Genomic DNA, 26,678 nt, shown 5'->3' with positions numbered 1-26,678 from the left:
AAGGACCCAGAGAACCGCCATGGACAAGTTCGAGGAAATGCGCGCCTTCGCGGCGGTGGTGGAGGCCGGCAGCTTCGTCGGCGCGGCGGATGCGCTGCAGGTCTCCAAGACCGCCGTCTCCCGCCTGGTCGGCGACCTGGAGCAGCGCCTGGGCGCGCGCCTGATGCAGCGCACCACGCGGCGCCTGTCGCTCACCGAGGCCGGCGAGCGCTTCCACGCGCGCTGCCGCGAGCTGCTCGACGGCATCGCCCAGGCCGAGGCCGAGCTGACCGAGCGCACCGGCCGCGCCATCGGCCCGCTGCGGCTGAACGTGCCGGTCAGCTTCGGCCTGCTGCACCTGGCGCCGCTGTGGCCCGGCTTCATGGCGCGGCACCCGCAGGTGCTGCTGGAGGTCACCCTGTCCGACCGCCTGGTCGACCTGGTCGACGAGGGCATCGACCTCGCCGTGCGCATCGCCCGCCTGCCCAGCTCCTCCCTGGTCAGCCGCCAGCTCACCACCACCCGCATGCTGCTCTGCGCCTCGCCCGAGTACCTGCGCCGCGAGGGCGAACCGGCCCACCCCGCCGACCTCGCCCAGCACAGCGTGATGGCCTACACCCTGCTCTCCACCGGCGAACAGTGGAGCTTCACCGGCCCCGAGGGCGACGAGGTCAGCGTGCGCATCGCCCCGCGCATGCGCAGCAACAGCGGCGACACCTGCGTCGCCGCCGCCCTCGCCCACCAGGGCATCGTCCTGCAGCCCTCCTTCATGGTCGGCACCCACCTGCAAACCGGCGCCCTGCGCGAGGTGCTGCCGCAGTACCGCTCGATGGAATTCGGCGTCTACGCCGTCTACCCCAGCCGCAAGCACCTCACGCCGAAGGTGCGGCTGCTGGTGGACTACTTGGTGGAGGCGTTGGGGGGCGGGGTGGGTTGAGACGCAGGGGCTTCGTGATCGAAATGGTGGCGCGCTACGCGATCGGCGATCCGCTCGGCAGTCCGCACTCGGCCACAAGCTGCCGGTCATCCCCCGCTCCAAGTTATTGCCCCTGCGCCCGCTTGAAAGGCAGGATTGCCGCGACGAGTTGGGACCGCTGGTCGGCGCGAGCCGGCCATGAACGGTAGGCCGGTACAGCACACCTAAACGGTCTCTCGTCGAGAGACTCCAAGAAGTAGTCCCTTCGCAACTAAGCCGGAAAAGCGGCCATGATTTGCTCCCATACCGCGCGAATGTCAGCCCAGTAGGCTGGCACGATAGAAGTGCGTTCTTCGAGGCAGCGGTTGGCCTTTGCTCTCCATCTTTCGATCACTCCCGGCTTGTCTACAACCTCCCCTTGATACGCGCGCATGGCTTGCGAGTAGCCAGCCCACTGGACCGGACACAGGTTGCCACCGACCGTGAGGACGTCGCGGCCAAGATAGAGCTCGATGCTGGCGGCTTTGCTGTTAACGTCCAAAGACACGTCGCCTGACGGACCGAGAGTGGGGTACTCGCGCAGCCAGTCTCTGGGTGGGTAATGAACAATGGCGATGTTCTCGGGAAGCAGCACGTCTCTCAACGCCCGACGCGCTTCGTGCGCAGCCGTGTCGTTATCCAGAACCGCGATTACTCTGTTGGCGACGCCCGCTGCCGCAAAGGCCTTCACCACTGAGATGAGCTGCGTTGCGCCGCCGGCTGCCTTGCTGCCATGGAAGTCGAAGAATGTGTAGTAGCCGACCAAATGTGGGAAGAGGACGGCAAGCGAAATCTTAAGAATCTCTGCATCGCTTGAGCCTTCGGTGAGTACGATTCGGGGGGCGTTCTCAGGGTAACGCTCGACCAGCAGTCGCACAGCGTCGTCCCGAATAGGGTCCTCTGCGCGAACCCATCCTGCGGACACCAACCCGGATACGTCTTGCCGCAGGATCGCGTCGGGCGCGGAAACGGAGAGTGCCATCCGGAGAAAGCTCCTGATGTCCCGGCACATGAAACCGAAGTTGTGCCAGTCATCGTGCTGATCCGAGAGGATGTACGACGTTGTCGCATGTAGTGTTGCACGCTGCTCGCTCGTGAGGTCATACCACTGAAGCTTGCGCTCCAAGACGCTCTTGAAGGCTGCAGCGTATTCGTCGAAGGTCAGGCGCTCGTACTTCTCAATCTCCTTAGCGTAGAAGTTGTCTGACCCATCGCTCGCGAGGCCATCCTCCGCTACAGCATCGCGAAGACCTTGGATCGCCTCATTTCGAATCTCGTCGTACTCTCGCCTGCAGCGCTCCAGAGTAAATCCCATTACATCCAAGCGTTGGATGGCCTTCTCGCCCGTTGTGACGTACTCGACTGCCCGCTCGATGTCGTCGTCGCCTGATGGGCCGTCCACTACCTCGCAGTCACTTGTGCGGCGCCACAGACTGCGGCGGTCGGACTCGACGAAGACCGTCATGATCTCCGGAATCACCGCGCTCTTGGAGATAGCAAGATCGAAGTCGTTTACGTAGAGGGAGGTGTAGGTGCCCATACGCCATTCTCGGCGGTCTCCAATAGCCGCCGAAAGGCATACAACGGCCGCGCCGGCCTGGATACACCTGCAGGGAGGAGTGACAGCTTTGCATCGACGCGAAGGACAGCTTAGGGTCGATTGCAGCCCTTCAACAGTCCGATTTGCCCTACCCCAACCCCTTCAACCGATAAATCAACTGCGCCCGACTCAACCCCAGCAGCCGCGCCGCAGCGGACTGGTTGCCTCCCGTCGCAGCCATCGCGCTGCGCACCAGTTCGGTTTCGAGCTGGTCGAGTGACAGCTGGGCCTCCGTGGAGTGGGTGGCCTGGCCGCAAAGCAAGGCCTGGACGCGCTGGGCAAGTTGCTGGGCGGGGCTGAGAGGATCGGTCGCCGCGTCGGCCTGCTCCGCGTCGGCCTCCACCTTCACCGGGTCGTTGGCGGCGCCGACGCCGCGGTGGCGCAGGCTGCCGTCGCGTTGCAGGGCGAGCCATTGGGCGGAGAGGGCCTCGTCGCCGAGGAAGAGGTGCATGAGGTCGATGGCGCCGCCGTCACTGGCGAGCACCACGCCGCGTTCGACCAGGTTCTCCAGCTCGCGGATGTTGCCGGGCCAGGCGTAGGCGAGCATCGCGTCGATGGCGCGGCCGGTGAAGCCGGTAACCTGGCGGCCGTCGCGGCGGTTGAACTTGTGCAGGAAGTGGTTCATGAACACCGGAATGTCCTCGCGGCGTTCACGCAGCGGTGGCACTCGCAGCGGCAGCACGTTCAGGCGGTAGTACAGGTCCTCGCGGAAGCGCCCGGCCTCGACCTCGCGCTTCAGGTCCAGGTTGGTGGCGGCCACCACGCGCACGTCGACCTTGACGGTCTGGGTGCCGCCCACGCGCTCGATCTCGCGCTCCTGCAGGGCGCGCAGCAGCTTGCCCTGGGCGGTCCAGCCGAGGATGCCGATTTCGTCGAGGAAGAGCGTGCCGCCGTGCGCGCGCTCGAAGCGGCCGGGCCGGGTGGCGAGCGCGCCGGTGTAGCCGCCCTTGTCAACGCCGAAGAGTTCGCTCTCGATCAGGTCCTCGGGGATGGCGGCGCAGTTGATCGCCACGAAGGGCCCTGTGTTCGCCCCGTTCCCGCGCGGGCTGATGCGGTGCAGCGCCTGCGCCAGCACCTCCTTGCCCACGCCGCTTTCGCCCAGGAAGAGCACGGTGGCCTGGGTGTTCGCGGCGCGGCGCACCATGTGGCAGACGGCGTTGAAGCCGGCCGAGACGCCGACCACCTCCAGGTCGTTGAGCAGGGCATCGGGCCCCGCCGCCTGGGCCGGCAGGGGCGCGGCCACGCCCAGGCTGAGGTCGTCGGCGCGCAGGCTGGCGAGGTCCGACTCGGCGCCCTCGGCTCCCTCGGCGCGGGCCTGCGCCCAGGCCTCGGCCGGGCGGCCAACGATGACGCAGTGCGGCGCGCCCTGGGCGCGGCACTGGATCTCGCGGAACACCACCGGGCGGCCCATGAAGCGGCTGACGAAGCCGCTGGCGTAGCCGGTCTGCTGCCAGCACACCGCATGGCTGCCGATGCCGTAGATCTGCACGTGCGCCTCGGCCTCGGCGCTCCCGTGCCAGTTGAACTCGCCGAGGAAGTGGCCGGCCTCTTCGTCCAGCTCCAGGTTGACCTTCTCGACGCGGGCCACGCCTTCGAGCATGTGCAGCTGCGGGCCGATGTAGACGGCGTCGATCGGGCGGTCGAAGCGGCGGAACTTCTGCGCCAGGTCGGCGTCGTTGGCGCCGCAGTTGTAGCCCATGCGGGTGATGAGGCCGCGCGCCTTGTCCAGCCCCAGGCCCTCGATCAGCTCCTGGCGCAGCACGCCCATGGCGCTGTTGTGCAGCAGCAGCATGCGCTGGTCGTTGAGCCAGATGCGGCCCTCGCGGGCGTCGAAGTGCAGCCGCGAGACCAGCTCATCGGTGGGCTCCAGGGCCTCGCAATCACAGCCGATGGGGTGGAGTCGGTGGGGATTGGGGGGCATGGCGAGGCTCCGGTGGGAATACATGGCGGAGAGCAAATCCCCCCTGACCCCCCTTTTTCAAAGGGGGGAACCAAACACACCCTGCCGCATGCCTCCCCCCTTTGGAAAAGGGGGGCTGGGGGGGATTTACGCCTACCCTCAGGCCGCAGCCCGGCGCGTCGCCAGCTCCGCCGCGCGGGCGACGCTGGCGGGCACGCCGCCGATGGCCCAGCGGTCGGCGTTCACGTGGTCGATCTGCACGCGCACGCGCTGGGGGTCGCCGCCCAGGTTGCGGGCCACGACGGCACTCATCTCGGCCATGACGCGGTGCAGCATCTCCACCGGTCGGCCCTCCATCAGCGCCATGCGGATCAGCGGGATCTCGGCCTGGGCGCGTGGTGTGTGCTGCAGCACCTCGTCGGCGGGTTCACCGGCGATGGCGTAGAGCTCCGGGTCGACCTCGGTGATCCAGACCTGCAGGCGGTCGGGCGGCGCCTCGATGACGCGGGCGAAGGTGGCCGACGCCTCGCGCAGCAGTTGCTTGAGCACCGGGCGCGGGTGGCCGGCGAGCACGTGGATGTTGGCGACGGGCATGGAGCCTCCGGGGTATTGACAGCGGTTGACAGCGATTCGGGGAATTCAGGGGAGACCTTTGCGGCGGCCGGCATCGAGCATCAGCGTCGAGCCGGTCATCACGTCGGCCTCTGGGTCCAGCAGCAGCGCCACCGCCCAGGCCACCTGCTCGGGTGTGGTGAGCTGGCCGAGCGAGGAGTCGGCGCGCATCGCGTCCAGCACCGCCTCGGGCGTGGTGGCCTGCAGGCGGGCGCGGTCGGCGGCGACGCGGTGCAGCCGCTCGGTGTCGGCCGGGCCGGGCGCCAGGGTGTGGGCGGTGATGCCGCGCGGGCCGTAGGCCAGGCTGAGCTGGCGCATCACATTGAACAGCGCCGCGTTGGCCACGCCGGCCGCGGCGGCGTAGGCGGTGGGCTCCAGGCCGTAGTGGCCGGCAATGGCCACCAGGCGCGAGTGCGGCACGAGCCGGCCGTCCACCGCGCGCACCAGCCTCAGCATGCCGCCAACCTTGATGTTGACGGCGTCGACCATCGAGCCCGTGGGCGCGCTCAGGATGCCGCCCGCCACCGCGACGCCGGGGCCGTGCACCAGCATGCGCACGGGGGCACCGTCGATCGCCGCCTGGGCGTCGACCGCGGCGCGGATGGTCTCGATCGACGCGTCGTCGGCGATGTCGGCCACGCAGGCGACCAGCGACGGGCCGAAGCGCTCGGCCAGGCCGGTGAGGCTGGCGGCGCTGCGGGCGACCGCCAGCACCGTCAGGCCGCGGGCGATCAGCCGCGCGACGATGGGCTGGCCGAAGGCGCCGGTGGCACCGACGACCACGGCAAGTTCGCGCTCGCTCATCGCTGCTTCCTCCTCAGCCTGAGCCTCATGCGCCGGAGCGCACCACGTCCTTGAGCAGGCCGCGCTCCTTGGCCATGGTCATCGCGGTGTCCTCGATCATGTCCTCCTGGCCGGCGATCATCTTCTTGCGGCCCAGCTCGACCAGGATGTCGCGCGCCGGCACGCCAAAGCGGGCGGCCGCCTTCTTGGCGTGCAGCAGGAAGGTGGAGTACACGCCCGCGAAGCCGAGGGTCAGCGAGTCGCGGTCGATGCGCACGATGCGCTCGGCCATCAGCGGCAGGATCACGTCCTCGGCCACATCCATCAGCTTGAACAGGTCCACGCCGGTGTGAATGCCCATGCGCTCGCACACGGCCAGCAGCACCTCCAGCGGCGTGTTGCCGGCGCCGGCGCCCAGGCCGCCCACCGAGCCGTCGATGCGGCTGGCGCCCGCGGCGATGGCGGCGATCGAGTTGCTGATGCCCAGGCCCAGGTTGTGGTGGCCGTGGAAGCCGATCTCGGTCTCGGGCTTGAGCACCTCGCGAAGGCGGCTGACCGCGGCCGTCACGTGCTCGGGCAGCATGTAGCCGGCCGAGTCGGTGATGTAGATGGTCTGTGCGCCGTAGCCCTCCATCAGCTTGCCCTGCTGCGCCAACCCCTCGGGCGAGTTCAGGTGGGCCATCATCAGGAAGCCGGTGGTGTCCATGCCCAGCTTGCGGGCGTAGGCGATGTGCTGGGGCGAGGTGTCCGCCTCGGTGCAGTGGGTGGCCACGTGCACGCTGCGCGCGCCGCAGTCGTAGGCCGATTGCAGCTCGCGCATCGTGCCCAGGCCCGGGATCAGCAGCACCGAGACCTTGGTCTGCTTGACCACCGAGGTCACGGCCTGCAGGTACTCCTCGTTCTTGGCCAGCGCAAAGCCGTGCTGCAGCGAGTTGCCGCCCAGGCCGGCGCCGTGGCTGACCTGGATCATCGGCACGCCGGCCGCGTCCAGCGCGGTGGCGACCTGCACCATCTGCTCGACAGAGATCTGCTCGCGCTTGGCGTGCATGCCGTCGCGCAGGCACATGTCGTGCAGCAGGACCTTGCGGCCCTTGAGGCTGCTGCTGAGGGCGTCGTAGGCGTTCGTCGTCGTCATGTTCGGTTCTCCCCTCAAGCTGCAGCGGCAGCCACCACGGGCTTGAGCGTGATCGTGCCGGCCAGGATTTCCTCGGCGAACATCTCCGCGGTGCGGCAGGCCGCGGCGGTCATGATGTCCAGGTTGCCGGCGTAGGTGGGCAGGTAGTCGCCCAGGCCCTTCACTTCCATGAAGACCGCGACGCGCTTGCCGTCGAAGAGCGGGCCGTTGACCAGGCGGTAGCCGGGCACGTACTTCTGCACCTCTTCGATCATCGCCAGCACCGAGTCGATGATCTTGGCCTGGTCGGGCTCAGTCTCGGTGAGGCAGTTGATCGTGTTGCGCATGATCATCGGCGGTTCGGCCGGGTTGATGATCGCCAGCGCCTTGCCCTTCTTGGCCCCGCCGACGCGCTCGATGGCGTTGGAGGTGGTGTAAGTGAACTCGTCCAGGTTGGCGCGGGTGCCCGGGCCAATGGACTTGGACGCCAGGCTGGCCACGATCTCGCCGTACTCGACCGGCTGCACGCGGCTGATGGCGTTCACGATGGGGATCGTGGCCTGGCCGGCGCAGGAGATCATGTTGACGTTCATCTCGGCCTTGTCCGCGTGTTCCTTCAGGTTCACCGGCGGCACGCACAGCGGGCCGATGGCCGCAGGCGTCAGGTCGATCATCAGCACGCCCAGCGCGTTGAGCTTGCGCGAGTTCTCGGCGTGCACGTAGGCGGAAGTCGCATCAAACGCGATCTGGATGTTGTCTTCCAGCACGTGCGGCAGCAGGCCGTCCACGCCCTCGGCGGTGGTCTTCAGGCCCATGCTGCGGGCGCGCTCCAGGCCCTCGGAGTTCGGGTCGATGCCGACCATCCACACCGGCTCCAGCACGGGGCTGCGCTGGATCTTGTAGATCAGGTCGGTGCCGATGTTGCCGGAGCCGATCAGGGCACAGCGGATCTTTTGGGTCATGTCGAATCCTTGATGAATGCGTCAGGCAAAGCGCACAGCGACGCTGCCGAGTTCCTGGAAGCGGGCGCAGACGACGTCGCCCGGCTTCACCGCGATGGCCTCGGTGATGCCGCCGCTCATCACGAAGCTGCCGGCGGGCAGCGTCTCGCCCAGCTCGTGCAGCACCTTGACCAGCAGGGCCACCGCGTCGGCCGGGTGGCCCATCACCGCGGTGGAAGCGCCCATGGCCACCGGCTCGCCGTTCTTTTCCAGCACGACGCCGAGGCAGTCGAGCTCCAAACCATCGGCACGCAGCGCCCGCCCGCCGGTCACGTAGCGCGCCGAGGAGCCGTTGTCCGCCACCACGCTGGGCAAGTCGAACTTGAAGCCGGAGAAGCGCGAGTCGATGACCTCGATGGCCGGCACGACGAAGTCGGTGGCCGCCAGCACCTGCGCGCGCGTCACGTCCGGCCCGGCCAGATCGGCCTTGGTCACGAAGGCCACCTCGCACTCGACGCGCGGGTGCACCAGGTCGTCGGTGCGCACCGTGCTGCCCTCGGCGCGGGCGAAGTCGGCGAGCAGGAAGCCGATCGAGGGCACGGTTACCCCCATCTGCACCATCTTGGCCTTGGAGGTCAGCCCGGCCTTCCAGCCGGCCTGGCGGCGCCCCGCGGCCCTCCAGCGGCGCAGCAGCTCCAGCTGCACCGCGTAGCCGTCGCCCAGCGTCATGCCGGGGAAGTCGTCGGTCAGCTTCGGAATGGCGCGCGCGCCGGTCTGGGCCGCCTCGATGCGGTCGGTGAGTTGCTGCACCGCAGCGGCGTCCAGCGTGCGGCGCATGTCGGTGGCGGCAGAGAGCGAAGTTTGTTCAGGAGCGTTCACAGCGCCGCCTTTCCGTGAAACCGGGCCCGGCAGGTGCCCAGGCCGCCGATGCGGCAGACCAGCTCGTCGCCGCCCGTGACCGGCACCAGCGGCGACTGCGAGCCGGAGAGGATCACCTCGCCGGCGCGGAATGGCAGGCCCAGCCGCCCCAGCGTGTTGGCCAGCCAGACGACGGCGTTGACCGGCGAGCCCTGCACCGCCGCGCCCACGCTGGTGGCGTGCAGCTCGCCGTTGCGGTGCAGCGCCATGCCGGCCAGCGCCAGGTCGAGCTTCTTCGGGTCGCCCTTGGCGTTGCCGAGCACGAAGACGCCGCAGCTGGCGTTGTCCGCCACGGTGTCCTGGATCTTGATCTTCCAGTCGCGAATGCGGCTGTCGACGATCTCGAAGCAGGGCGCCACGTAGGCGGTAGCGCGGATCACGTCGGTGGCGGTGATGCCGGGGCCGATCAGGTCGCGCTCCAGCACGAAGGCCAGTTCCGCCTCGGCCTTGGGCTGGATCAGCCCGCTCAGGTCGATGCCGTCGGACTCGCTGCAGACCATGCCGGAGGTGAGCTGGCCGAAGTCCGGCTCGTACACGCCGAGGAAGTCCTGCACCGGCTTGCTGGTCACGCCGATCTTCTTGCCGACGATGGTCTCGCCGGCCGCCACGCGCCGCGCCACGAAGCGCGACTGGATGGCGTAGCTGTCCTCGATGCGGATGGCGGGGAAGCGCTCCAGCAGCGGCGCCAGGACCCGGCGCTCGCGCCAGGCGTCGTAGAGCTCGTCGCCGCAGGTTTGGATCAGTTCAGGCGTCATGGGCTGGGCCTTTGGGGAGGTCAGAGCTTCACACACACGTTGCGCGTTTCCGTGTAGAACTCCAGCGAGTGCACGCCGCCTTCGCGGCCGATGCCGCTGTGCTTGCTGCCGCCAAAGGGCGTGCGCAGGTCGCGCAGGAACCAGCTGTTGATCCAGGTGATGCCCACGTCGATGCGCTCGGCCATGCGGTGCGCGCGGGCCAGGTTCTGCGTCCAGATCGTGGTGGACAGGCCGTAGTCGGTGTCGTTGGCCAGGCCGACCACCTCGTCCTCGCTGTCGAAGGGGCGCAGGTGGCAGCAGGGGCCGAAGACCTCCTCGCGCACCGTGCGGGCGTCATCGGCCAGCCCAGTCCAGATGGTGGGCTGCACCCAGCAGCCCTCGGCCAACTCGGCGGGCATCTGCGGCACGCCACCGCCGGTGACGACGCTGGCGCCCTCCTCCACCGCCAGGCGGTAGTAGCCCAGCACCTTCTGCTGGTGCTCGCGGGAAATCAGCGGGCCGTAGGTGCTGGCGTGGTCCTCCGGGCGGCCGTACTTGACCGCCTCGGCCTTGGCCTTGAGCGCATCGCGGAAGCGCTCGAAGATCGGCCGCTCCACGTACACGCGCTCGGTGCCCAGGCAGACTTGGCCGGTGTTGAGGAAGGCGGAGCGGAAGATGCCGTCCACCGCGGCGTCGAAGTCCGCATCGGCGAACACGATGCCGGCGTTCTTGCCACCCAGCTCGAAGGAGACGTCGCGCACGCCCTCGGCGGCGGCCCGCATGATCGCGGTGCCGGTGCGCGTCTCGCCGGTGAAGGTGATGGCGTCCACGCCCGGGTGGCTGGTGACGAACTCGCCGGTGGAGCCCGGGCCGAAGCCGTTCACCACGTTGTAGACGCCCTTGGGGATGCCCACGGCGTTCATCACCTCGCCCAGCAGCGCGGCGGTCAGCGGCGTTTCCTCGCTGGGCTTGACGACCACCGCGTTGCCGCAGGCCAGTGCGGGGCCCAGCTTCCAGGTCATCAGCAGGAAGGGCGCGTTCCAGGGGCAGACCACGCCGATCACGCCCTTGGGCTTGCGGATCGCGTAGTTCAGCGCACCGCGCCCGTCCGGCGTGTCGGTGCGGAAGCTCTCGGTGGCCACGTTCTTCACCACGTCGGCGAAGACCTTGAAGTTGGCCGCACCGCGCGGGATGAACACATGGGTCATCACGTGGCTCGGCTGGCCAGTATCGGCCATCTCGGCCGCGACGAAGTCGTCGAAGCGGCGGGTGATCTCGTCGGCCATGGCGTGCAGCAGCGCGCAGCGCTTCTCGACGGGCATGCGGCCCCACTCGCCGGCCATGGCACGGCGGGCGGCCTGCACCGCAGCATTCACCTGGGCCGCGTCCGCCTCGGCAATGCGGGCGATCACGCGGCCGTCCACCGGCGAGCGCTTGTCGAACAGGCGGGCGCCGTCAGCGGGAACAAAGGCGCCGTCGATGAAGGAGGTGATGGTGCGGGTCATGGCAGCGTTCTGCCCGACGCGACGCTTGGCGTTGCTTCGGGCAGCGGAAAGCATTCGAAAAAGGAGGACGCGGGCGGCACCGTCGGCCGGTCAGCGGTGGTCGCCGGGCCACCCGCGTCACAAACTTGAGACGGGTCTCAAGAAGGAGCCTTGCGCAGGCCCGTCGGCAGCGAAGGGCGACGGGCCTGCACCGAACGTGACAGTGATCAGGTCACGACGGTCAGGAAGGTCTCGTGCAGCTTGCGGTGCGCCACGTCCAGGCCGCCGCCCTCGCCCAGGCCTTCCCAGGTCCAGGCGATCGGGGGCAGGTCGGGGTAGGTGGTGTTGCCGCCGGAGTAGGTCTCGAAGCGGTTGCCCGACGGGTCCCAGGCGTAGATCGTGCCGCCGCGGGTGATGCCGTGGCGGGTCGGGCCGATGTCGACCTTGATGTCGTTGGCCGCCATGATGTCGGCGGCACGGAAGACGCGCTCGACCGACTCCATGTAGAACGACACGTGGTGCAGCTTGCCCGGCTCGGGGTGCACGACGAAGGCGATGTCATGCGCCTTGTTCGAGCAGCACAGCCACAGCGCGCCCTTGATGTCGGTGTCGGGCAGCGTCACGTACTCGGCCAGGTGGAAGCCCAGCACATTGGTGAACAGGTCCAGCACCTTGTCGACGTTCGGGCCGTAGAGCAGCGCGTGGTCGAAGCGCATCGGCGCGATGCCCTTGTCCATCTTGGGCGAGTAGTGCGACGGGTCCTTCTCGCCGCGGTCGCAGCCGGTGAAGGTCTTCTTCGCGTACAGCTCGATCTGGTGGCCGCTGGGGATCTCGAAGCGCACGCGCTCACCGGTTTCCAGCAGGTCGCCGGCGGGGATGCGCTCGGTCTTCAGGCCCCAGGCCTGCACGTCGGCTTCCAGCTTGGACAGCGTGGCCTCGTCGGCCACCTTGAAGCCGAAGAAGTCCATGCCGGCGCGGTCGGCCTGGCGCAGCACGACGCTGTGGTGGTCGCGCTCGTCCCAGCCGCGCAGGTAGACGCGGCCCGATGCATCGCGGCCGGTTTCCTCCAGGCCCAGCACGTCGCGGTAGTGCTTCACGCCTTCGTCGAGGTCCAGCACGCGGATCTGGATGTGCCCGGGGCGCAGTACGCCTGTCAATGCCATGTTGTCTGTCTCCTGTCGTCGAAAACCGTGAGGTGGCGGATGCATCGACGACGCTGCAACCTGCCCCGTGATCTGCTGCCACTGTAGGAGGCCACCCCCTGGGGCGTCCAATACCATCGAACTCTTGCAGGAATACCTTTCAGGCATGCCGCATGGCAGCATTGATTTACATCAGGTATGACACCATTCGCCGCCGCACAATCCGCCCCAGGCCTTGACAGCACACCGGGGCGGCCGTGGAACTGAGACACCTGCGCTACTTCGTCTGCGTCGCCGATGAGCAGAACATCGGCCGCGCGGCGCTGCGCCTGCACATCTCCCAGCCGCCGCTGACGCGGCAGATCCAGCAGCTCGAAGAGCAGCTGGGCGCGCAGCTGTTCCGGCGCACCAGCCGGGGCGTGGAGCTGACCCACGCCGGGCGGGTGCTCTACGACGATGCGCGCAACATCCTCGCGCTGTCGGACCGCGCCGCCGAGCGCGCCAGCAAGGCCGCGCAGGGCCTGCTCGGGCGGGTGGACGTGGCGATCTTCGGCTCGGGCATCTTCGGCGCCATCCCGCAACTGCTGCGGCGCTTCCGCGAGGCCTACCCGGAGGTGAACATCGTGCTGCACACGATGAACAAGGAGGAGCAGCTCGACGCCCTGCGCCACCAGCGCGTCACCCTGGCCTTCAACCGCCTGATGCGCCCGGTGGACGGCCTGGTCTGCGAGACGCTGCTGACCGAGCCGCTGTACGTGGCCATTCCCTCGGGCGACCGGCTGGCCGCCCGCACCGCGGTGGCCTTCAGCGAGCTGGAGGGCCAGCCGCTGGTGCTGTTTCCCACCGGCTCGCGGCCCAGCTTCATCGACCGCGTGCACGAGATGTGCCGCGCCAGCGGCTTCACACCGCAGGTGGCCCAGGAGGTCGGCGATGTGGTGCATGCCATTGCCCTGGTGGCCACCGGCTTCGGCATCTGCCTGGTGCCTCACTCCGCCACCGCGATGGCCGTGCCGGGCGTGACCTACCGCCCGCTGCACCACCCCACGCAGTCACGCGTGGATCTGTGCTGCATCTACCGCGCCGACGACGACTCGCAGATCCTGGGCGCCCTGCTGGGCTCGATGCGCCAGAGCGTCACCCGGCTGGATCTGCCCTGAGTGGCCCTTCGGATGCCGTGGTCCCGAGCGGACAATGGATCGCATGAACATCCCCACCGATCACGCCCCAGACCCTGTCAACCCCAACACCGACCTTTCCCTCGGCGACGACCCCTGGCTGCGCCTATGTCGCGAGCTGGTGAAGTGTGACCCGCCGTACCCGACCGAAACCGTGCGTTGGGCGCAGACGCAGCGCGAGGCTCTGACGCCGCATTTCCTGGCGCTGCTGGAACGGGTGGCCCGCGATCCGGCAGCCGCGTCCGAGGACGACGCGAACCTGTTCACCTGGGCCTACGTGTACCTGGCCGTCTGGCGCGACTGCCGGGCCTGGGAGCCGATGCTGGCCCTGCTGAGACAGCCGACGGCGCTGCTCGACGAGCTGCTCGGCGACATGATCCACGAATGCTACGGCCGGGCCCTGGCGAGTGTCTGCCCGGGAGATGTGGCGCCGCTGCGGGAGCTGGCGCAGGACGGGTCGGTGTCGGTGTGGACTCGCATCGCCGTTCTGGACGCCTGGCGCCTGCGGGTGCAGCTCGCTGATGCAGCGCAGGCCGAACTGGAGGACGACCTGCTGTTGCTGGGCGAGCAGTGCGCTGCCGAGCTGCGAAACGTCACCGAAGACGATCTCGAAGAGATCGACACCAGCGCGGAGTACCTTCTGTCCGACGTGATCGCGACCGCTGGCAAGCTGCAATCGCAGCGCCTGCAACCGACCGTCCACGGCTGGTTCGACGAGGAGCTGGTGGACCCCATGACGATTGGCCGCGAGGACTACGACGCGGACATGCGCGACGGCGGGATGGCACCTGAGGGAAGCCCGGCGAATCGCCACAACGCATTCGTCGACGACCCGGTGGAGGAAACCCGGTGGTGGGGTTGCTGGTCGGAACCCTCCAGCGCCGCTCCATCGTCGCCCATGCCCTGGCCTGTGGCCCTTTCCCAGGTCGAGGACCCTGCACCGACGACCTACGTCCGCGCGGAAGAGAAGGTGGGCCGCAATGACCCCTGCCCCTGCGGCAGTGGAAAGAAGTACAAGAAATGCCACGGCGCCGGCTGAGGGCCTGCACCGCGTCGAGCGTCACCAGGTCGACGCCCGGCGCAGGGCAGCAGCTCAGGGCCGCTGCAGGTGGTACTCCACTTTCCCGCCCGGCCCATCGCTGATCCAGCCCTGGGCACGCAAGCTGCGCAGCAACTCGGCGACGCCGGCTTCCGTCAAGTCAGCCCGCAGGTGGGACTCCAGATGACGCAGCAGCGTCGCGGCCTTGGCGGGGCGCTTGTCGGGGGCAACCTTGCTCAATCCTGCGATGACCTTGGCCACGTCCGCGGGCGCCGGTGCCTGGCGCAGTGTTTTCAGGGCAGGTGCCGGGTCCACGATCGGGACCACGGAAGGAACGGGGGGCGGGGCCGCCGGACTCAGTTCCAACGGACCCAACGAACCCAGCGGCTCCGTCTGCGCGGCCGCAACGGACACGCCCGCCGCCGTCTTGGCCGCTGACTTGGCGGGCGCTGACTCGCTGGCTGTTTTCCCGGCAGCCCCCTTCTTCGCCGGTGCCTTCTTGGCAGCTGGCTTCTCCGCGGGCGCGTCCTTCGCCGACGCCTTCTTGGCAACGGCTTTCGTGGCAGCTGCTTTTTTGGCGGCTGCTTTCTTGGCAGCGGCTTTCTTGGCCGGCACCTTCTTCGCAGGCGCCTTCGTTGCGGGCGCTTTTCTTGCCGGGAATGCCAAGGCGGCTGCCAACGCCGAGCCGGCCGCCTCGGGAGTAGAGGCTTCGCGCGGTGGCGTACCGCCGGACGCCGATGGCTCCGCAATGGACGTCTTGGCGCCGATGGCGGCATCCCCGCCGCCAATGCCTGTAGCGGCCTTGGTTGCGGGAGCGGCCGTCGCATCGAGCATCGACGGGACCAGCATCACCCTGCAGCCGAGCTTGATGCCGTGTTCGACCATCTGCGCAAAGCCCTTGCGATCACGCGAGACGATCACGAACTCGGCCTGCGGGTGCTGGACCGATAGCCTGCCCAGGTGAAAGGCCAGGTGGAAGTCCAGCGCATCCTTGCCCGATTTCTCGCACTGGATCAGCTCCACCGCGGGGCCGATTGGCAGCAGCGCCGCCGCCAGCCGGATCGGCAGCGAGTTCTGCCCAGGTCCGTGGAAGATCTTCAGCCGATCCCGCATGGCATCGACGCGCTGCAACTCCTCGGCGATGGGCTGGACATTTTCGTAGTCCACCAGGATGACCCGCTCAACCATCTCGCTCAACTCCCGGCTCGTTGTGGGACACACCGAGGCGAGTGGCACGTCGGCCGGATCCGGCGGAGCCCGGTCCGAGCTGCTGGAACCGTGTTCTGACGTGAGCCTCGGTGCTTGAGCGCCGATGGTAAGGGGGTAGAGGGGAAAGGGGAGGCAAAGGCGTGCAGTCCGTCTGCAGCACCGAAGTCACGGCGCTGGCGCCGCCCTTCAACCCCGGCCTGACTTCCGGGCACGAGCGTGTCGGGCCGCCACATCGCCAACGGCCAAGCTGGAAAGCCAGCTTCCAGCTGCCCGACCAAACCGATCAGCGTTCCGCCACGCCCCGCGATGAGAACGTTACCGACATCGTCACACCCGTTAGAAAGTCGTGACGGATCAACGACTTGGACGCGACGCCTAGGAGTTACCCCAGTGGTGGCAGGTCAGGCACGCGAATTGATCCATATCCATCCACACGTGATGCGTGGAGCGACCTCCCCCACCGCTCTGCAACCGATCCCACGGACCCGAGGAGACCGAACGATGGAAACGTTTTACGAGGTGATGCGCCGCCAGGGCATCTCGCGCCGCAGCCTTCTGAAGTACAGCTCGCTGACCGCCACGTCGCTCGGCCTGGGCCCGGCCTTCGTGCCGCAGATCGTGCACGCGATGGAGACCAAGCCGCGCACGCCGGTGCTGTGGCTGCACGGGCTGGAGTGCACCTGCTGCTCGGAATCCTTCATCCGCTCGGCACACCCGCTGGCCAAGGACGTGGTGCTGTCGATGATCAGCCTGGACTACGACGACACGCTGATGGCCGCCGCCGGCCACCAGGCCGAGGCGATCCTGGACGAGATCATCACGAAGTACAAGGGCAACTACATCCTGGCCGTGGAGGGCAATCCGCCGCTCAACGAGGACGGGATGTTCTGCATCCAGTCGGGCAAGCCCTTCATCGAAAAGCTCAAGCGCGTGGCCAAGGACTGCAAGGCCATCATCGCCTGGGGCTCCTGCGCCAGCTGGGGCTGCGTGCAGGCTGCCAAGCCGAACCCGACGCGCGCCACGCCGATCGACAAGGTGATCACCGACAAGCCGATCATCAAGGTGCCGGGCTGCCCGCCCATCGCCGAGGTGATGACCGGCGTGATCACCTACATGCTGACCTTCGACAAGATCCCCGAGCTGGACCGCCAGGGCCGGCCGAAGATGTTCTACAGCCAGCGCATCCACGACAAGTGCTACCGCCGGCCGCACTTCGACGCCGGCCAGTTCGTCGAGGCCTTCGACGACGAGTACGCTAAGCGCGGCTACTGCCTCTACAAGGTCGGCTGCAAGGGCCCGACCACCTACAACGCCTGCTCCACGGTGATGTGGAACGAGGGCACGAGCTTCCCGATCAAGGCCGGCCACGGCTGCATCGGCTGCTCGGAAGACGGCTTCTGGGACAAGGGTTCGTTCTACAACCGCCTGACCGACATCCACCAGTTCGGCATCGAGGCCAATGCCGACAAGGTCGGCGGCACGGCCGCAGCGATCGTTGGCGCCGGTGTGGCCGCCCACGCGGCGGTCTCGGCCATCAAGCGTGCGGCCACCAAGCCGCAGGCGACGCAGACCACGTCGGGTCAGTGACCCGCCCGGCACGAACAGAACACCGAGAACACTGAGGAACATCCATGGGCGCGATTGAAACGCAAGGCTTCAAGCTCGACGACAGCGGGCGCCGCATCGTCGTCGACCCGGTCACCCGCATCGAAGGCCACATGCGCTGCGAGGTGAACGTCGACAAGGACAACGTCATCCGCAACGCCGTCTCCACCGGCACGATGTGGCGCGGCCTCGAAGTGATCCTGAAGGGCCGCGATCCGCGCGACGCCTGGGCGTTCGTGGAACGCATCTGCGGCGTGTGCACCGGCACGCACGCGCTGACCAGCGTGCGCGCGGTCGAGGACGCACTGGGCATCAAGATCCCGAAGAACGCCCACCTGCTGCGCGAGCTGTTCAACAAGACGCTGCAGGTGCACGACCACGCGGTGCACTTCTACCACCTGCACGCGCTGGACTGGGTGGACGTGGTCAGCGCGCTCAAGGCCGACCCGAAGAAGACCAGCGAGCTGCAGCAGCTGGTGTCGCCGAGCCACCCGATGTCGTCGCCGGGCTACTTCCGCGACGTGCAGAACCGGCTGAAGAAGTTCGTCGAGTCCGGCCAGCTCGGGCCCTTCATGAACGGCTACTGGGGCAACAAGGCCTATGTGCTGCCCGCCGAAGCCAACCTGATGGCCGTCACCCACTACCTGGAGGCGCTGGACCTGCAAAAGGAGTGGGTGAAGGTGCACACCATCATCGGTGGCAAGAACCCGCACCCGAACTTCCTGGTCGGCGGCATGCCCTGCGCCATCAACATCGACGGCAACGGTGCTGCCGGTGCGCCGATCAACATGGAGCGGCTGAACTTCATCAAGGCGCGCATCGACGAGATGGTGGAGTTCGTCAAGAACGTCTACTTGCCCGACGTGCTGGCCATCGGCACGCTCTACAAGCACGCCGGCTGGCTGCACGGCGGCGGCCTGTCGGCCACCAATGTGCTGGACTACGGCGAGTTCCCGAAGGTCAACTACGACAAGTCGACCGACCAGCTGCCCGGCGGCGCGATCATCAACGGCAACTGGGACGAGATCCTGCCGGTCGACCCGCGCGACCCGGAGCAGGTGCAGGAGTTCGTCACCCACAGCTGGTACAAGTACGCCGACGCCATTGGGGGCGACAACAAGGGCCTGCACCCCTGGGACGGCGTCACCGAACCGAACTACAAGCCCGAGGGCCCGAAGTTCAAGGGCAGCCGCACCGCCATCGAGCAGGTCGACGAGAGCGCCAAGTACAGCTGGATCAAGGCCCCGCGCTGGCGCGGCCACGCGATGGAGGTCGGCCCGCTGCCGCGCTACATCCTGGCCTACGCCCACGCCAAGAAGGGCAACAAGTACGCCCAGCGCCCGAAGGAGCAGCTGGAGTTCGCCGCCCAGATGATCAACAGCGCCATCCCGAAGGCACTGGGCCTGCCGGAAACGCAGTTCACGCTCAAGCAGATGCTGCCCAGCACCATCGGCCGCACGCTGGCGCGCTGCCTGGAAGCGCAGTACTGTGCCGAGATGATGGTGGACGACCACGCCGAGTTGATCGCCAACATCAAGGCCGGCGACACCGCCACCGCCAACGTCGACAAGTGGGACCCGGCCTCCTGGCCGAAGGAAGCCAAGGGCGTGGGCTGCACCGCCGCGCCGCGCGGCGGCCTGGCGCACTGGATCCGGATCAAGGAAGGGCGCATCGAGAACTACCAGTGCGTGGTGCCCACCACGTGGAACGGCAGCCCGCGTGACCACAAGGGCCAGATCGGCGCCTTCGAGGCCTCGCTGATGAACACGCCAATGGCCAACCCGGAGCAGCCACTGGAGATCCTGCGCACGCTGCACAGCTTCGACCCCTGCCTGGCCTGCTCCACCCACGTGATGAGCCCGGACGGACAGGAACTCACCACCGTCAAGGTGCGTTGAACCAGGAGCGGCCATGAGCACCTCCACCACACAGAAGCTTGCCGATGCCACCGGCATCGACACCGCGGCGGTCGAGCACGGCGCCACCACCAAGTCGGTCTACGTCTACGAGGCGCCGGTGCGGGCCTGGCACTGGGTGAACGCCCTGGCCATCACGGTGCTGGCCGTCACCGGCTACTTCATCGGCGCGCCGCTGCCGACGATGCCCGGCGAGGCCAGCGAGCACTACCTGATGGGCTACATCCGCTTCGCCCACTTCAGTGCGGCCTATGTGTTCGCGGTGGGCCTGCTGGGGCGCATCTACTGGGCCATCGTGGGCAACCACCACGCGCATGAGCTGTTCGTGCTGCCCATCTTCACGCCGGCCTACTGGCGCGAGGTGATCACGATGCTGAAGTGGTACGCCTTCCTGATCCCGCAGCCCAGCCAGTACGTGGGCCACAACCCGATGGCGCGCCTGGCGATGTTCTTCGGCTTCTTCCTGTTCTCGGTCTTCATGGTCTGCACCGGCTTCGCGATGTACGGCGAAGGCGCGCAGATGGGATCGTGGCAGGAGGTGATGTTCGGCTGGGTGATCACCCTGTTCGACCACAACAGCCAGAACCTGCACACCTGGCACCGCATGGGCATGTGGGGCATGGTGATCTTCGTGACGCTGCACGTCTACGCCGCGATCCGCGAGGACATCATGGGCCGCCAGAGCATGGTGTCCACCATGATCTCCGGCTACCGCACCTTCAAGAGGTGACATGAATCCCCCCCGAAGCGCCTTCGGCGCGTCCCCCGTTCCTGGAGGGAACCCTCCGGGTTCTGGGGGGCACCGCCAGCGGACCGGCGGAGCCGGTTCCGCGGCGGTTGCTTGGGTGGAGGGGCTTCATGTGCCGCGTGGCGTGCCGCTGCGCCGGCCGATCCACCCGGGCCGCCTGCTGGACCACCTGGTGCTCACGCCACTGGCGATCAACCAGAGCGCCGCCGCCCGCCTGCTGGGCATCTCGCGCCGGCGCGTCAACGAGCTGGTGCAGGGCCAGCGCGCGATGTCGCCGGACACCGCGATCCGCTGCGCACTGGCCTTCGGGGTGGACGCCGGCTTCTGGCTTGAGCAGCAGTCCCGCTGGGACAGCTGGCACCACTGGCAGGCCCTGCGCCGTTCAGCCACCCATCGGCCCCTATCCTCCCGGTGTCGGCGCGCGAACTGCGCGTCTGACACCCTCCTTTTCCGCCCCGGCGGTTCCTCCTGATCCACGCCATGACTGCCTCCACGCCCGAAAGCACCTGTCACCCTACCCGTGACACCCTGCTGGAAGATCCGGAAGACGCCATCGTCGTGCTCGGCATCGGCAACGTGCTCTGGGCCGACGAGGGCTTCGGCGTGCGCTGCGTCGAGGCCCTGCAGCAGCGCTGGGACCTGGCGCCCAACGTGCAGCTGATCGACGGCGGCACCCAGGGCCTGTACCTCATCCACCACGTGCAGGCCGCGCAGCGGCTCATCATCTTCGACGCGGTGGACTACGGCCTGCCGCCCGGCACGCTCAAGATCGTCGAGAACGAGGAAGTGCCCAAGTTCCTCGGCGCCAAGAAGATGAGCCTGCACCAGACCGGCTTCCAGGAGGTGCTGATGCTGGCCCAGCTCACCGGCCACTACCCCGAGCAGGTGCTGCTGATCGGCTGCCAGCCCGAGGAGCTGGAGGACTACGGCGGCAGCCTGCGCGAGAGCGTCAAGCTGGCGATGGAAGACGCCCTGGCGCTGGGCGTGGACCGGCTGCGCGCCTGGGGCGCCGAGCCCCGCACCCGCCAAGCCCCGCCCGACCACTCGGAGGCCGTGACCCTGCCGACCCTGGGCCTGGCGGCCTACGAATCCGGCCGCCCGGACGCCGGGCTGGCCTGCCGCGTCGGCGACGAACGCTTCCTGATGACCCTGCCGGGCAACCACCCGGACGGCACGCCGGCCGCGGCCGCGTCGACCACCTGAGGGGAGCCAGTCCATGTGCATCGGCATCCCCATGCAGGTCATCGAGACCCGGCCCGGCCACGCGCTGGTGCAAGGGCGTGGAGAAGTCCGCCTCGTCAACACCGCGCTGGTCGACGAGCCGGCCGCCGGTGACTGGCTGCTGGTCTTCCTCGACGGCGCCCGCGAGGCGATCACGCCCGAGCGCGCCGCTGAAGTCGATGCCACCCTCGACCTGCTCGACGCCGTGATGGCCGGCAACACCGCCACCGCTGCCGACACCGAGGCGGCCTTTGACCTGCCTTCGATGATGAGCGCCGACCAACTCGCTGCGCTCACCGGCGCCGCGCCGCGCAGCTGACGCCCTCAGCGCCACTCCACCCTGCCCGAGACACCCCATGAGCTACGACACCGCCCACCCCCTGCAGCAGCGCCTGGTCCAGCAGTTCGGCGCCCGCTGGATCACGCCCGAGACGCTCGACGCCTTCCTCGCCGAGGCGGGTGACCGCGTGCTCTTCCTCAGCGGCGACCCGGTGCGCTTCCCCGAGGCGCTGGACGTGGCCGTCGTGCTACCCGAGTTGCAGGCCGCCCACCCGGGCCGCTTCGCCGTCGGCGTGGTCGACCGTGAGCACGAGACCGAGATCGCCCGCCGCTTCGGCAGCAACCGCTGGCCCGCGCTGGTCTTCCTGCGCGACGGTGCCTACGTTACCGTCCTGCCCGGCATGCACGACTGGACCGAGTACGTGGCCAAGGTCGGCGAGGCGCTGGAGGCCCCGATCAGCCGGGCCCCCACCGTCGGCATCCCGGTCGTCTCGGCGAATGCCGATGCCGGCGCTGCCTGCCACTGAGTCCTGAGTTCCGCAGACCGAATCCCTTCCGGAGCCCCGCATGAGCCTCCCGTACGATCCGAAGTCCTTCCCCATCCCGGTGGTCGCCCTCGGCGCCGGCAGCCAGTCCGAAGACGAAGGCCTGGACTACCTCAGCCTGCCGCAGGGCATGGCCACCTTCCAGCCGCCCCCGCTGCCCGAGCCCGAGGCCTTCGCCGGCCACGGCCCGGCGCTGCGCGCCCTGCACGAGGTGCACGCGCGCCTGCAGGCGCTGCTGGCCGGGCAGGCGGTCGAGCCCGTGCGCCTGGAAGTCCTGGGCGCCGACGACCTGGCGCTGATCCACCAGGTGCTGGGCGAGGGCGAAGTCAGCGCCCAGGTGCTGGCCGAGCCGGGGGCCCCCGGCCAGGCCCACGCCCTGCCGCGGGTGCAGATCCAGGAGTCGGTGTTCGCCGGCGTCTGGCGCGTGATCGAGCGCAGCGACGACGGCCTGGTGCGTGACCACATCGAGGTCGGCCCGGTGCCGGCCATCCTGCGCCAGGCCGCCCGCGACGACGCCCGCGCACCGCTGGCGCCGCTGCAGCCGCTGCCGCCGGGCGTGCTCAACGCCCCGGCCATCCTGGCCGAGCTGGCCGAGCACCGCCTGCACTGGCGCGCCGGCCAGAGCGCCGAGGTGGTCAACCTCTCGCTGCTGCCGGTCACGCCGGAGGACATCGCCTACATCGACCACATCATCGGCACCGGCCGCGTCGTCATCCTCTCGCGCGGCTACGGCAACTGCCGCATCACCAACGCGGCGGTGGACCACACCTGGCGGGTCGTCTACTACAACTCGCAGGACGCGGTGATCCTCAACGCCGTCGAGGTGGTGGACCTGCCCGAGGTGGCCTGCGCCGCCACCGAGGACCTGGCCGATTCGGCCGAGCGCCTGACCGAGGTGCTGCAGTGGGTGGAACAGGCATGAGTGGTTTTGAAGGCAGCTATCTCGGCGACGCGGCCAAGCTGGCGCCCGACACCCAGCTGGAGTGCAAGATCTGCTGGTACGTCTACGACCCGGCCGAGGGCGACCCGGTCTGGCAGATCGACCCCGGCACGCCGTTCTCCGCCCTGCCGGCGCACTGGCGCTGCCCGCGCTGCGACGGCGCCGCCGACCAGTTCATGGTTGTGACATGACCCCCCCCCGTTGCGGCTTCGCCGCTCCCCCCCAGGGGGGCGCCGCCAGCGGACCAGCAAAGCCGGATCCGCGGCGGCTGCTGGATGCGGTCGAGCAACGCATTGACAACCTGGAGCGCACCTTCCGGCACATCGCCGCCACCCGCATGGCGGGGGTGCCGGTGCTGCACGCGGCGCTGCAGGTGCGGGCGGTGGGCTTCGCCCCGCTGCCGGATGCGCCCGGCTGGCTCTGCGGCGTGCTCGTGACGCCCTGGTTCATGAACCTGCTGCGCCTGCCGGTGCAGCCGCTGGCCGATCTCGCCGGCGCCGCCGCGGCCGGCTGCCTGCAGGTGGGGCGCGACGCGCTGCGCGCGGTCGGTGGCAGCGAGCCGCTCTACTTCGTCGGCGCGCAGGAGGACCGGCTGGGCCACTACGAGCAGTGTTCGCTGTACTCGCCGATGTTCCACTTCGCCGACCAGGCGGCCGCGGTCGCCACGGCGGCCGAGGTCATGAAGCTGCTGCGCACGCCGGCAACGGCATCGGTCACGGCGTCCCCGGCCACTGCTCCCGCGGCTTCGAGCGTTCCGGCCGGTCCCGTGGCCGCGCCGGCCGCCGCACCCACCCCGGTGGAGCGCCCGGCCCGGCGCGGCTTCCTGTTCGGCGGCACCCGTGCGGCCGATCAACGACCCTGATGGCGTCCTGCGCCCACAATCGCCGTCCATGAGTTCGCCCACCGCCCCCGCCACCGGACCGACTGCGCAGCCAGGCGCGGGCGCGGCTGCCGGCATGGGTGCGGGTGCGGGTGCGGGTGCGCGCGCCCCCGCCAACCTGGCCGGCGAGGTGCGCCTGCGTGCCGGAGCAGGCCTGCCGGCCATCGACAGCAGCCGGCCCGAGGTCGTACCCCGCCTGGCCCCAGGCAAGCCGGCCGACCAGCTCCCCGACCTGCTCGCCGCCGTGCACAGCCTGTGCGCCCAGGCGCACCGGCTCACCGCCCGCCGCGCGGTGCTGGCCGCCCGGGGCGACACCGACCCCGGCCGCACCGCGGGCGAGGCCCAGGCGCTGCGCCTGGCCACCGCGCGCGACCAGATCCTGCGCATCGTGCACGACTGGCCGCGCCAGCTGCCCGGCGCCACGCCGCCGGGGCTGAGCCACGCCGCCCGCGATGCCGCCAGCGCCCTGCTGCTGCGCGCCTGCCCGCTGTGGCGCAGCGACTGGCCGGCCGAGGAGCGCCTGGCCGCCCTGCCCGACTGGCTCGCGCACGCCCTGCTGGCCATGCCTGTGGCCGACTGGCTGGCCGCACACACCGGCGACCCCCAGGGCTGGGCCGCCCGCTGGGCGCTGGGGCAGGCCAGCCTGGCGAAGCCGCCCCTGATCGCGCGCCTGCTGGCCAGCCAGCTCACCGGCCCGGCCCGTGCCGACCGCCTGATGGCGAGTGCACCGGCCGCCACGCTGCTCGCCGGCGACGAGGCCGCGCTGCAGGCCCGGCTGCGTGGGATCGCGGCGGCCCTCGCCCGCGAACCCGGCTTCTGGATCGCCCCGCAGCTGGCTGACAGCCTGCCCGACACCGGCCCCTGGAACCGCCGCCACGGCCCGGCCGCGGCTGTGCACAGCGCCTGGGACCGCCTCGTCGCCCGCGTCGTCGACCTGCTGCAGCTCGCCAGCCCGGAAGGCGAACACTGGCTCACCCGCGGCGCGCTGACCTTGAGCCCGGGCGAGGGGATCGCCTGGACCGAGATGGCCCGCGGCCTGCTGGTCCACTGGGTGCGGCTCGACCCCACCGGCCAGACCGTCGAGGCCTGCCGCGTGCTGGCGCCCACCGAATGGAACTTCCACCCCCGCGGCGTGCTGGCGCAGGCGCTGGCCGGGCTGTCGGGGCGGCCCGCCGACGAACGCCCCGTCGCTGCCCAGCGGCTGGCGGTGGCCTTCGACCCCTGCGTGGCCTTCTCCATCGACGCAGCCGATGCCCCCACCGAACGTGCGACCGCCGAAGGATCCCCCGATGCATGAACTGAGTCTGGCCGGCGGCATCGTGCGCGTGGTCGAGGACGCCGCCGCGCGCGAGCACTTCCAGCGCGTCTCGCAGCTGCGCGTGGAGGCCGGCGCGCTCTCCGGCGTGGACGTGCACGCGCTGCGCTTCGCACTGGAGGCCTGCGCCCACGGCACCGTGCTGCAGGGCGCCGAGATCCTGATCGACGAACCGCCCGGCGCCGCCTGGTGCCTGGCCTGCGGCACGACGGTCGAGATCCAGAGCCGCGCCGACCCCTGCCCGCTGTGCGGCGGCCACCAGATCCAGCCCACCGGCGGCACCGAGCTGCGCGTGGTCGACCTGATCGTGCACGACGACGCATCCACCCAGCCCCCCGCTGCGGCGAGCCAACCCACCTGATTTCTGCCGAAGGAGTTCCCCATGTGTGTCGTTTGCGGATGTGCCACCGGCACCCCGGGCGCCCAGCCCGCCACCGCCCACTCGCATGAGCATGAACATGACCATGCTCATGAGCATCGCCACGAGGACGGCGTGGTGCACAGCCACGCCCATCACCACCCGGCGCACGACACGCGCCACGGGCATCCCGACCATGACCACGCGCATGACCATGCCGACGAACATACGCACGGCCATTCGCACGGCCATTCGCACGATCACGGCCATGACCACGCTGAGGTGATCCGCCCGGACGGCGCGCCGCAGGTGGACGCCGCCACCGGCGACCTGCACTACGGCGCCGGCAGCGCCCGCGTCTCGGTGCCCGGCATGAGCCAGGCCCGCGCGATCAAGATCGAGCTGGACGTGCTCGGCGCCAACAACCGCATCGCCGAGCAGAACCGTGCCCACTTCGCCGCGCACGACGTGGTGGCCTACAACCTCGTCTCCAGCCCGGGCTCGGGCAAGACCACGCTGCTGTGCGCCACCATCGAGGCGCTCAAGGCCCGCGCACCTCAGCTGCCGGTGGCGGTGATCGAGGGCGACCAGCAGACCAGCAACGACGCCGACCGCATCCGCGCCACCGGCGCTCCGGCGATCCAGGTCAACACCGGCAAGGGCTGCCACCTGGACGCGCCGATGGTGGCCGACGCCTTCGGCCGCCTGTCGCTGCACGGCCATGTGCACGAGCACTCGCACGCCGCCGGGCAGGCCCACGGCCACGCGCATGCGCACACCCACTCGGATGGCTCGGTGCACGTGCATGAGCATTCGCACACCGGCGAGCACGCCCACAGCCACACCGCGGACCACGGCCCGGGCGCGCTGCTCTTCATCGAGAACGTCGGCAACCTGGTCTGCCCCGCGATGTGGGACCTGGGCGAGCGCGCCAAGGTGGCTATCCTCTCGGTGACCGAGGGCGAGGACAAGCCGATCAAGTACCCGGACATGTTCGCCGCCGCCAAGCTGATGCTGCTCAACAAGGTGGACCTGCTGCCGCACCTGGACTTCGATGTGGCGAAGTGCATCGAGTACGCCCAGCGCGTCAACCCGGGCATCGAGGTGCTGCTGGTCTCGGCCAGGAGCGGCCAGGGCATGGACGCCTGGCTGGACTGGCTGCTGCAAGGCGACCAGCCCACCGAATCCCAAGAATCGCCCGAAGCCGCCGAGCTGGCACGGCTGCGCGCGCGCGTCGCCGAGCTGGAAGCGCAGCTTGCCGCCAAGGGCTGAACGCGAGCGGGCCT

At 69.3% G+C, this 26,678-nt stretch carries 26 protein-coding genes and 2 pseudogenes; 17 read left to right on the top strand and 11 right to left on the bottom strand.

The features are described from left to right. Nucleotides 1-19: 19 nt before the first annotated feature. Nucleotides 20-916: a LysR family transcriptional regulator gene (locus NGK70_RS08905; RefSeq protein ID WP_251972890.1), complete on the top strand. Its 897-nt coding sequence runs from the start codon at nucleotides 20-22 to the stop codon at nucleotides 914-916. 250 nt (nucleotides 917-1,166) lie between these two features. Here the strand turns inward: NGK70_RS08905 and NGK70_RS08900 are convergent, their stop codons facing one another. The 10 genes from NGK70_RS08900 to NGK70_RS08855 all read right to left on the bottom strand — a co-directional run bounded on the left by NGK70_RS08900 (nucleotide 1,167) and on the right by NGK70_RS08855 (nucleotide 12,183). Beyond that, complete coding sequence (locus NGK70_RS08900) at nucleotides 1,167-2,474, bottom strand: HEPN/Toprim-associated domain-containing protein (protein WP_251972889.1); 1,308 nt, start codon at nucleotides 2,472-2,474, stop codon at nucleotides 1,167-1,169. A 148-nt stretch (nucleotides 2,475-2,622) separates the two neighbouring features. Next, a complete protein-coding gene (locus NGK70_RS08895) occupies nucleotides 2,623-4,455 on the bottom strand; it encodes a sigma-54-dependent Fis family transcriptional regulator (RefSeq protein ID WP_251972888.1) in 1,833 nt (610 codons plus the stop codon). A gap of 138 nt (nucleotides 4,456-4,593) precedes the next feature. Continuing rightward, on the bottom strand, nucleotides 4,594-5,028 hold the full coding sequence (locus NGK70_RS08890; protein WP_251972887.1) for a tautomerase family protein: 435 nt from the start codon (nucleotides 5,026-5,028) through the stop codon (nucleotides 4,594-4,596). Between the two features lie 45 nt (nucleotides 5,029-5,073). Continuing rightward, the gene (locus NGK70_RS08885) at nucleotides 5,074-5,850 is read right to left on the bottom strand and encodes an SDR family NAD(P)-dependent oxidoreductase (protein ID WP_251972886.1); all 777 of its coding nucleotides are present in this window, start codon (nucleotides 5,848-5,850) and stop codon (nucleotides 5,074-5,076) included. Nucleotides 5,851-5,875: 25 nt separating this feature from the next. Continuing rightward, nucleotides 5,876-6,964 (bottom strand): 4-hydroxy-2-oxovalerate aldolase, encoded by a 1,089-nt coding sequence (dmpG, locus tag NGK70_RS08880; protein WP_251972885.1) that lies wholly within the window; start codon nucleotides 6,962-6,964, stop codon nucleotides 5,876-5,878. A gap of 14 nt (nucleotides 6,965-6,978) precedes the next feature. Continuing rightward, nucleotides 6,979-7,905, bottom strand: coding sequence for an acetaldehyde dehydrogenase (acetylating) (locus NGK70_RS08875; protein ID WP_251972884.1), 927 nt, complete (start codon nucleotides 7,903-7,905; stop codon nucleotides 6,979-6,981). A gap of 21 nt (nucleotides 7,906-7,926) precedes the next feature. Beyond that, on the bottom strand, nucleotides 7,927-8,721 hold the full coding sequence (gene dmpH, locus NGK70_RS08870; RefSeq protein ID WP_251973723.1) for a 2-oxo-3-hexenedioate decarboxylase: 795 nt from the start codon (nucleotides 8,719-8,721) through the stop codon (nucleotides 7,927-7,929). 38 nt (nucleotides 8,722-8,759) lie between these two features. Beyond that, nucleotides 8,760-9,557, bottom strand: a complete 798-nt coding sequence (gene dmpE, locus NGK70_RS08865; protein ID WP_251972883.1) for a 2-oxopent-4-enoate hydratase — start codon at nucleotides 9,555-9,557, stop codon at nucleotides 8,760-8,762. Nucleotides 9,558-9,577: 20 nt separating this feature from the next. Beyond that, nucleotides 9,578-11,041, bottom strand: a complete 1,464-nt coding sequence (locus tag NGK70_RS08860; RefSeq protein ID WP_251972882.1) for a 2-hydroxymuconic semialdehyde dehydrogenase — start codon at nucleotides 11,039-11,041, stop codon at nucleotides 9,578-9,580. 206 nt (nucleotides 11,042-11,247) lie between these two features. After that, nucleotides 11,248-12,183 (bottom strand): catechol 2,3-dioxygenase, encoded by a 936-nt coding sequence (locus NGK70_RS08855; protein ID WP_251972881.1) that lies wholly within the window; start codon nucleotides 12,181-12,183, stop codon nucleotides 11,248-11,250. Between the two features lie 236 nt (nucleotides 12,184-12,419). Between NGK70_RS08855 and NGK70_RS08850 the strand changes: the two genes are divergently transcribed. From NGK70_RS08850 to NGK70_RS26615, 3 genes and pseudogenes are all read left to right on the top strand, one after another. Beyond that, complete coding sequence (locus NGK70_RS08850) at nucleotides 12,420-13,319, top strand: LysR family transcriptional regulator (RefSeq protein WP_251972880.1); 900 nt, start codon at nucleotides 12,420-12,422, stop codon at nucleotides 13,317-13,319. A 34-nt stretch (nucleotides 13,320-13,353) separates the two neighbouring features. After that, nucleotides 13,354-14,190, top strand: a pseudogene (locus NGK70_RS08845) (DUF1186 domain-containing protein); the annotation flags it as partial. Between the two features lie 111 nt (nucleotides 14,191-14,301). Next, nucleotides 14,302-14,376 (top strand): annotated as a pseudogene (locus tag NGK70_RS26615) (SEC-C metal-binding domain-containing protein); the annotation flags it as partial. 54 nt (nucleotides 14,377-14,430) lie between these two features. Here NGK70_RS26615 and NGK70_RS08835 read toward each other — a convergent pair. Further along, entirely contained in the window at nucleotides 14,431-15,564 is a 1,134-nt protein-coding gene (locus NGK70_RS08835; RefSeq protein WP_251973722.1) for a PIN domain-containing protein, read from the bottom strand. Between the two features lie 522 nt (nucleotides 15,565-16,086). Between NGK70_RS08835 and NGK70_RS08830 the strand changes: the two genes are divergently transcribed. From NGK70_RS08830 to hypB, 13 genes are all read left to right on the top strand, one after another. Then, nucleotides 16,087-17,172 carry a hydrogenase small subunit gene (locus NGK70_RS08830; protein WP_251972879.1) on the top strand — a complete coding sequence of 362 codons (1,086 nt, stop codon included), beginning with the start codon at nucleotides 16,087-16,089 and terminating at the stop codon, nucleotides 17,170-17,172. A gap of 44 nt (nucleotides 17,173-17,216) precedes the next feature. Further along, nucleotides 17,217-19,088 carry a nickel-dependent hydrogenase large subunit gene (locus tag NGK70_RS08825; protein WP_251972878.1) on the top strand — a complete coding sequence of 624 codons (1,872 nt, stop codon included), beginning with the start codon at nucleotides 17,217-17,219 and terminating at the stop codon, nucleotides 19,086-19,088. Nucleotides 19,089-19,101: 13 nt separating this feature from the next. Next, a complete protein-coding gene (gene cybH / locus NGK70_RS08820) occupies nucleotides 19,102-19,836 on the top strand; it encodes a Ni/Fe-hydrogenase, b-type cytochrome subunit (RefSeq protein WP_251972877.1) in 735 nt (244 codons plus the stop codon). A 115-nt stretch (nucleotides 19,837-19,951) separates the two neighbouring features. After that, on the top strand, nucleotides 19,952-20,326 hold the full coding sequence (locus NGK70_RS08815; RefSeq protein WP_251972876.1) for a HigA family addiction module antitoxin: 375 nt from the start codon (nucleotides 19,952-19,954) through the stop codon (nucleotides 20,324-20,326). Nucleotides 20,327-20,334: 8 nt separating this feature from the next. After that, nucleotides 20,335-21,057: a HyaD/HybD family hydrogenase maturation endopeptidase gene (locus tag NGK70_RS08810; protein ID WP_251972875.1), complete on the top strand. Its 723-nt coding sequence runs from the start codon at nucleotides 20,335-20,337 to the stop codon at nucleotides 21,055-21,057. Between the two features lie 13 nt (nucleotides 21,058-21,070). Continuing rightward, on the top strand, nucleotides 21,071-21,394 hold the full coding sequence (locus NGK70_RS08805; RefSeq protein WP_251972874.1) for a HypC/HybG/HupF family hydrogenase formation chaperone: 324 nt from the start codon (nucleotides 21,071-21,073) through the stop codon (nucleotides 21,392-21,394). Between the two features lie 37 nt (nucleotides 21,395-21,431). Next, entirely contained in the window at nucleotides 21,432-21,881 is a 450-nt protein-coding gene (locus tag NGK70_RS08800) for a thioredoxin domain-containing protein (RefSeq protein WP_251972873.1), read from the top strand. Nucleotides 21,882-21,921: 40 nt separating this feature from the next. Then, nucleotides 21,922-22,821, top strand: coding sequence for a hydrogenase expression/formation protein (locus tag NGK70_RS08795; RefSeq protein ID WP_251972872.1), 900 nt, complete (start codon nucleotides 21,922-21,924; stop codon nucleotides 22,819-22,821). Then, nucleotides 22,818-23,030 carry a rubredoxin gene (locus tag NGK70_RS08790; RefSeq protein WP_251972871.1) on the top strand — a complete coding sequence of 71 codons (213 nt, stop codon included), beginning with the start codon at nucleotides 22,818-22,820 and terminating at the stop codon, nucleotides 23,028-23,030. The genes NGK70_RS08795 and NGK70_RS08790 overlap by 4 nt, the downstream gene beginning before the upstream one ends. Then, nucleotides 23,027-23,701: a [NiFe]-hydrogenase assembly chaperone HybE gene (gene hybE, locus NGK70_RS08785; RefSeq protein WP_251972870.1), complete on the top strand. Its 675-nt coding sequence runs from the start codon at nucleotides 23,027-23,029 to the stop codon at nucleotides 23,699-23,701. The genes NGK70_RS08790 and hybE overlap by 4 nt, the downstream gene beginning before the upstream one ends. A 28-nt stretch (nucleotides 23,702-23,729) precedes the next feature. Beyond that, nucleotides 23,730-25,016 carry a nickel-dependent hydrogenase large subunit gene (locus NGK70_RS08780; RefSeq protein WP_251972869.1) on the top strand — a complete coding sequence of 429 codons (1,287 nt, stop codon included), beginning with the start codon at nucleotides 23,730-23,732 and terminating at the stop codon, nucleotides 25,014-25,016. Further along, nucleotides 25,009-25,395, top strand: coding sequence for a hydrogenase maturation nickel metallochaperone HypA (hypA, locus tag NGK70_RS08775; protein WP_251972868.1), 387 nt, complete (start codon nucleotides 25,009-25,011; stop codon nucleotides 25,393-25,395). The genes NGK70_RS08780 and hypA overlap by 8 nt, the downstream gene beginning before the upstream one ends. 135 nt (nucleotides 25,396-25,530) lie before the next feature. Further along, on the top strand, nucleotides 25,531-26,664 hold the full coding sequence (hypB, locus tag NGK70_RS08770) for a hydrogenase nickel incorporation protein HypB (protein WP_487391328.1): 1,134 nt from the start codon (nucleotides 25,531-25,533) through the stop codon (nucleotides 26,662-26,664). The last annotated feature ends 14 nt before the right edge of the window (nucleotides 26,665-26,678 follow it).

This window comes from Sphaerotilus microaerophilus (assembly GCF_023734135.1).
Lineage (GTDB): Bacteria > Pseudomonadota > Gammaproteobacteria > Burkholderiales > Burkholderiaceae_C > Sphaerotilus > Sphaerotilus microaerophilus.
Note: the sequence above shows the minus strand (reverse complement) of the source record. Positions and strands in the feature narration are given on the sequence as shown.

Excerpts from the sequence above, each read along its gene's own strand:
- NGK70_RS08905 (WP_251972890.1), top strand. The coding sequence starts at position 20 with ATGGACAAGTTCGAGGAAATGCGCGCCTTCGCGGCGGTGGTGGAGGCC.
- NGK70_RS08900 (WP_251972889.1), bottom strand. The coding sequence starts at position 2,474 with ATGGGCACCTACACCTCCCTCTACGTAAACGACTTCGATCTTGCTATC.
- NGK70_RS08895 (WP_251972888.1), bottom strand. The coding sequence starts at position 4,455 with ATGCCCCCCAATCCCCACCGACTCCACCCCATCGGCTGTGATTGCGAG.
- NGK70_RS08890 (WP_251972887.1), bottom strand. The coding sequence starts at position 5,028 with ATGCCCGTCGCCAACATCCACGTGCTCGCCGGCCACCCGCGCCCGGTG.
- NGK70_RS08885 (WP_251972886.1), bottom strand. The coding sequence starts at position 5,850 with ATGAGCGAGCGCGAACTTGCCGTGGTCGTCGGTGCCACCGGCGCCTTC.
- dmpG (WP_251972885.1), bottom strand. The coding sequence starts at position 6,964 with ATGACGACGACGAACGCCTACGACGCCCTCAGCAGCAGCCTCAAGGGC.
- NGK70_RS08875 (WP_251972884.1), bottom strand. The coding sequence starts at position 7,905 with ATGACCCAAAAGATCCGCTGTGCCCTGATCGGCTCCGGCAACATCGGC.
- dmpH (WP_251973723.1), bottom strand. The coding sequence starts at position 8,721 with ATGCGCCGCACGCTGGACGCCGCTGCGGTGCAGCAACTCACCGACCGC.
- dmpE (WP_251972883.1), bottom strand. The coding sequence starts at position 9,557 with ATGACGCCTGAACTGATCCAAACCTGCGGCGACGAGCTCTACGACGCC.
- NGK70_RS08860 (WP_251972882.1), bottom strand. The coding sequence starts at position 11,041 with ATGACCCGCACCATCACCTCCTTCATCGACGGCGCCTTTGTTCCCGCT.
- NGK70_RS08855 (WP_251972881.1), bottom strand. The coding sequence starts at position 12,183 with ATGGCATTGACAGGCGTACTGCGCCCCGGGCACATCCAGATCCGCGTG.
- NGK70_RS08835 (WP_251973722.1), bottom strand. The coding sequence starts at position 15,564 with ATGGTTGAGCGGGTCATCCTGGTGGACTACGAAAATGTCCAGCCCATC.
- NGK70_RS08830 (WP_251972879.1), top strand. The coding sequence starts at position 16,087 with ATGGAAACGTTTTACGAGGTGATGCGCCGCCAGGGCATCTCGCGCCGC.
- NGK70_RS08825 (WP_251972878.1), top strand. The coding sequence starts at position 17,217 with ATGGGCGCGATTGAAACGCAAGGCTTCAAGCTCGACGACAGCGGGCGC.
- cybH (WP_251972877.1), top strand. The coding sequence starts at position 19,102 with ATGAGCACCTCCACCACACAGAAGCTTGCCGATGCCACCGGCATCGAC.
- NGK70_RS08810 (WP_251972875.1), top strand. The coding sequence starts at position 20,335 with ATGACTGCCTCCACGCCCGAAAGCACCTGTCACCCTACCCGTGACACC.
- NGK70_RS08805 (WP_251972874.1), top strand. The coding sequence starts at position 21,071 with ATGTGCATCGGCATCCCCATGCAGGTCATCGAGACCCGGCCCGGCCAC.
- NGK70_RS08800 (WP_251972873.1), top strand. The coding sequence starts at position 21,432 with ATGAGCTACGACACCGCCCACCCCCTGCAGCAGCGCCTGGTCCAGCAG.
- NGK70_RS08795 (WP_251972872.1), top strand. The coding sequence starts at position 21,922 with ATGAGCCTCCCGTACGATCCGAAGTCCTTCCCCATCCCGGTGGTCGCC.
- NGK70_RS08790 (WP_251972871.1), top strand. The coding sequence starts at position 22,818 with ATGAGTGGTTTTGAAGGCAGCTATCTCGGCGACGCGGCCAAGCTGGCG.
- hybE (WP_251972870.1), top strand. The coding sequence starts at position 23,027 with ATGACCCCCCCCCGTTGCGGCTTCGCCGCTCCCCCCCAGGGGGGCGCC.
- NGK70_RS08780 (WP_251972869.1), top strand. The coding sequence starts at position 23,730 with ATGAGTTCGCCCACCGCCCCCGCCACCGGACCGACTGCGCAGCCAGGC.
- hypA (WP_251972868.1), top strand. The coding sequence starts at position 25,009 with ATGCATGAACTGAGTCTGGCCGGCGGCATCGTGCGCGTGGTCGAGGAC.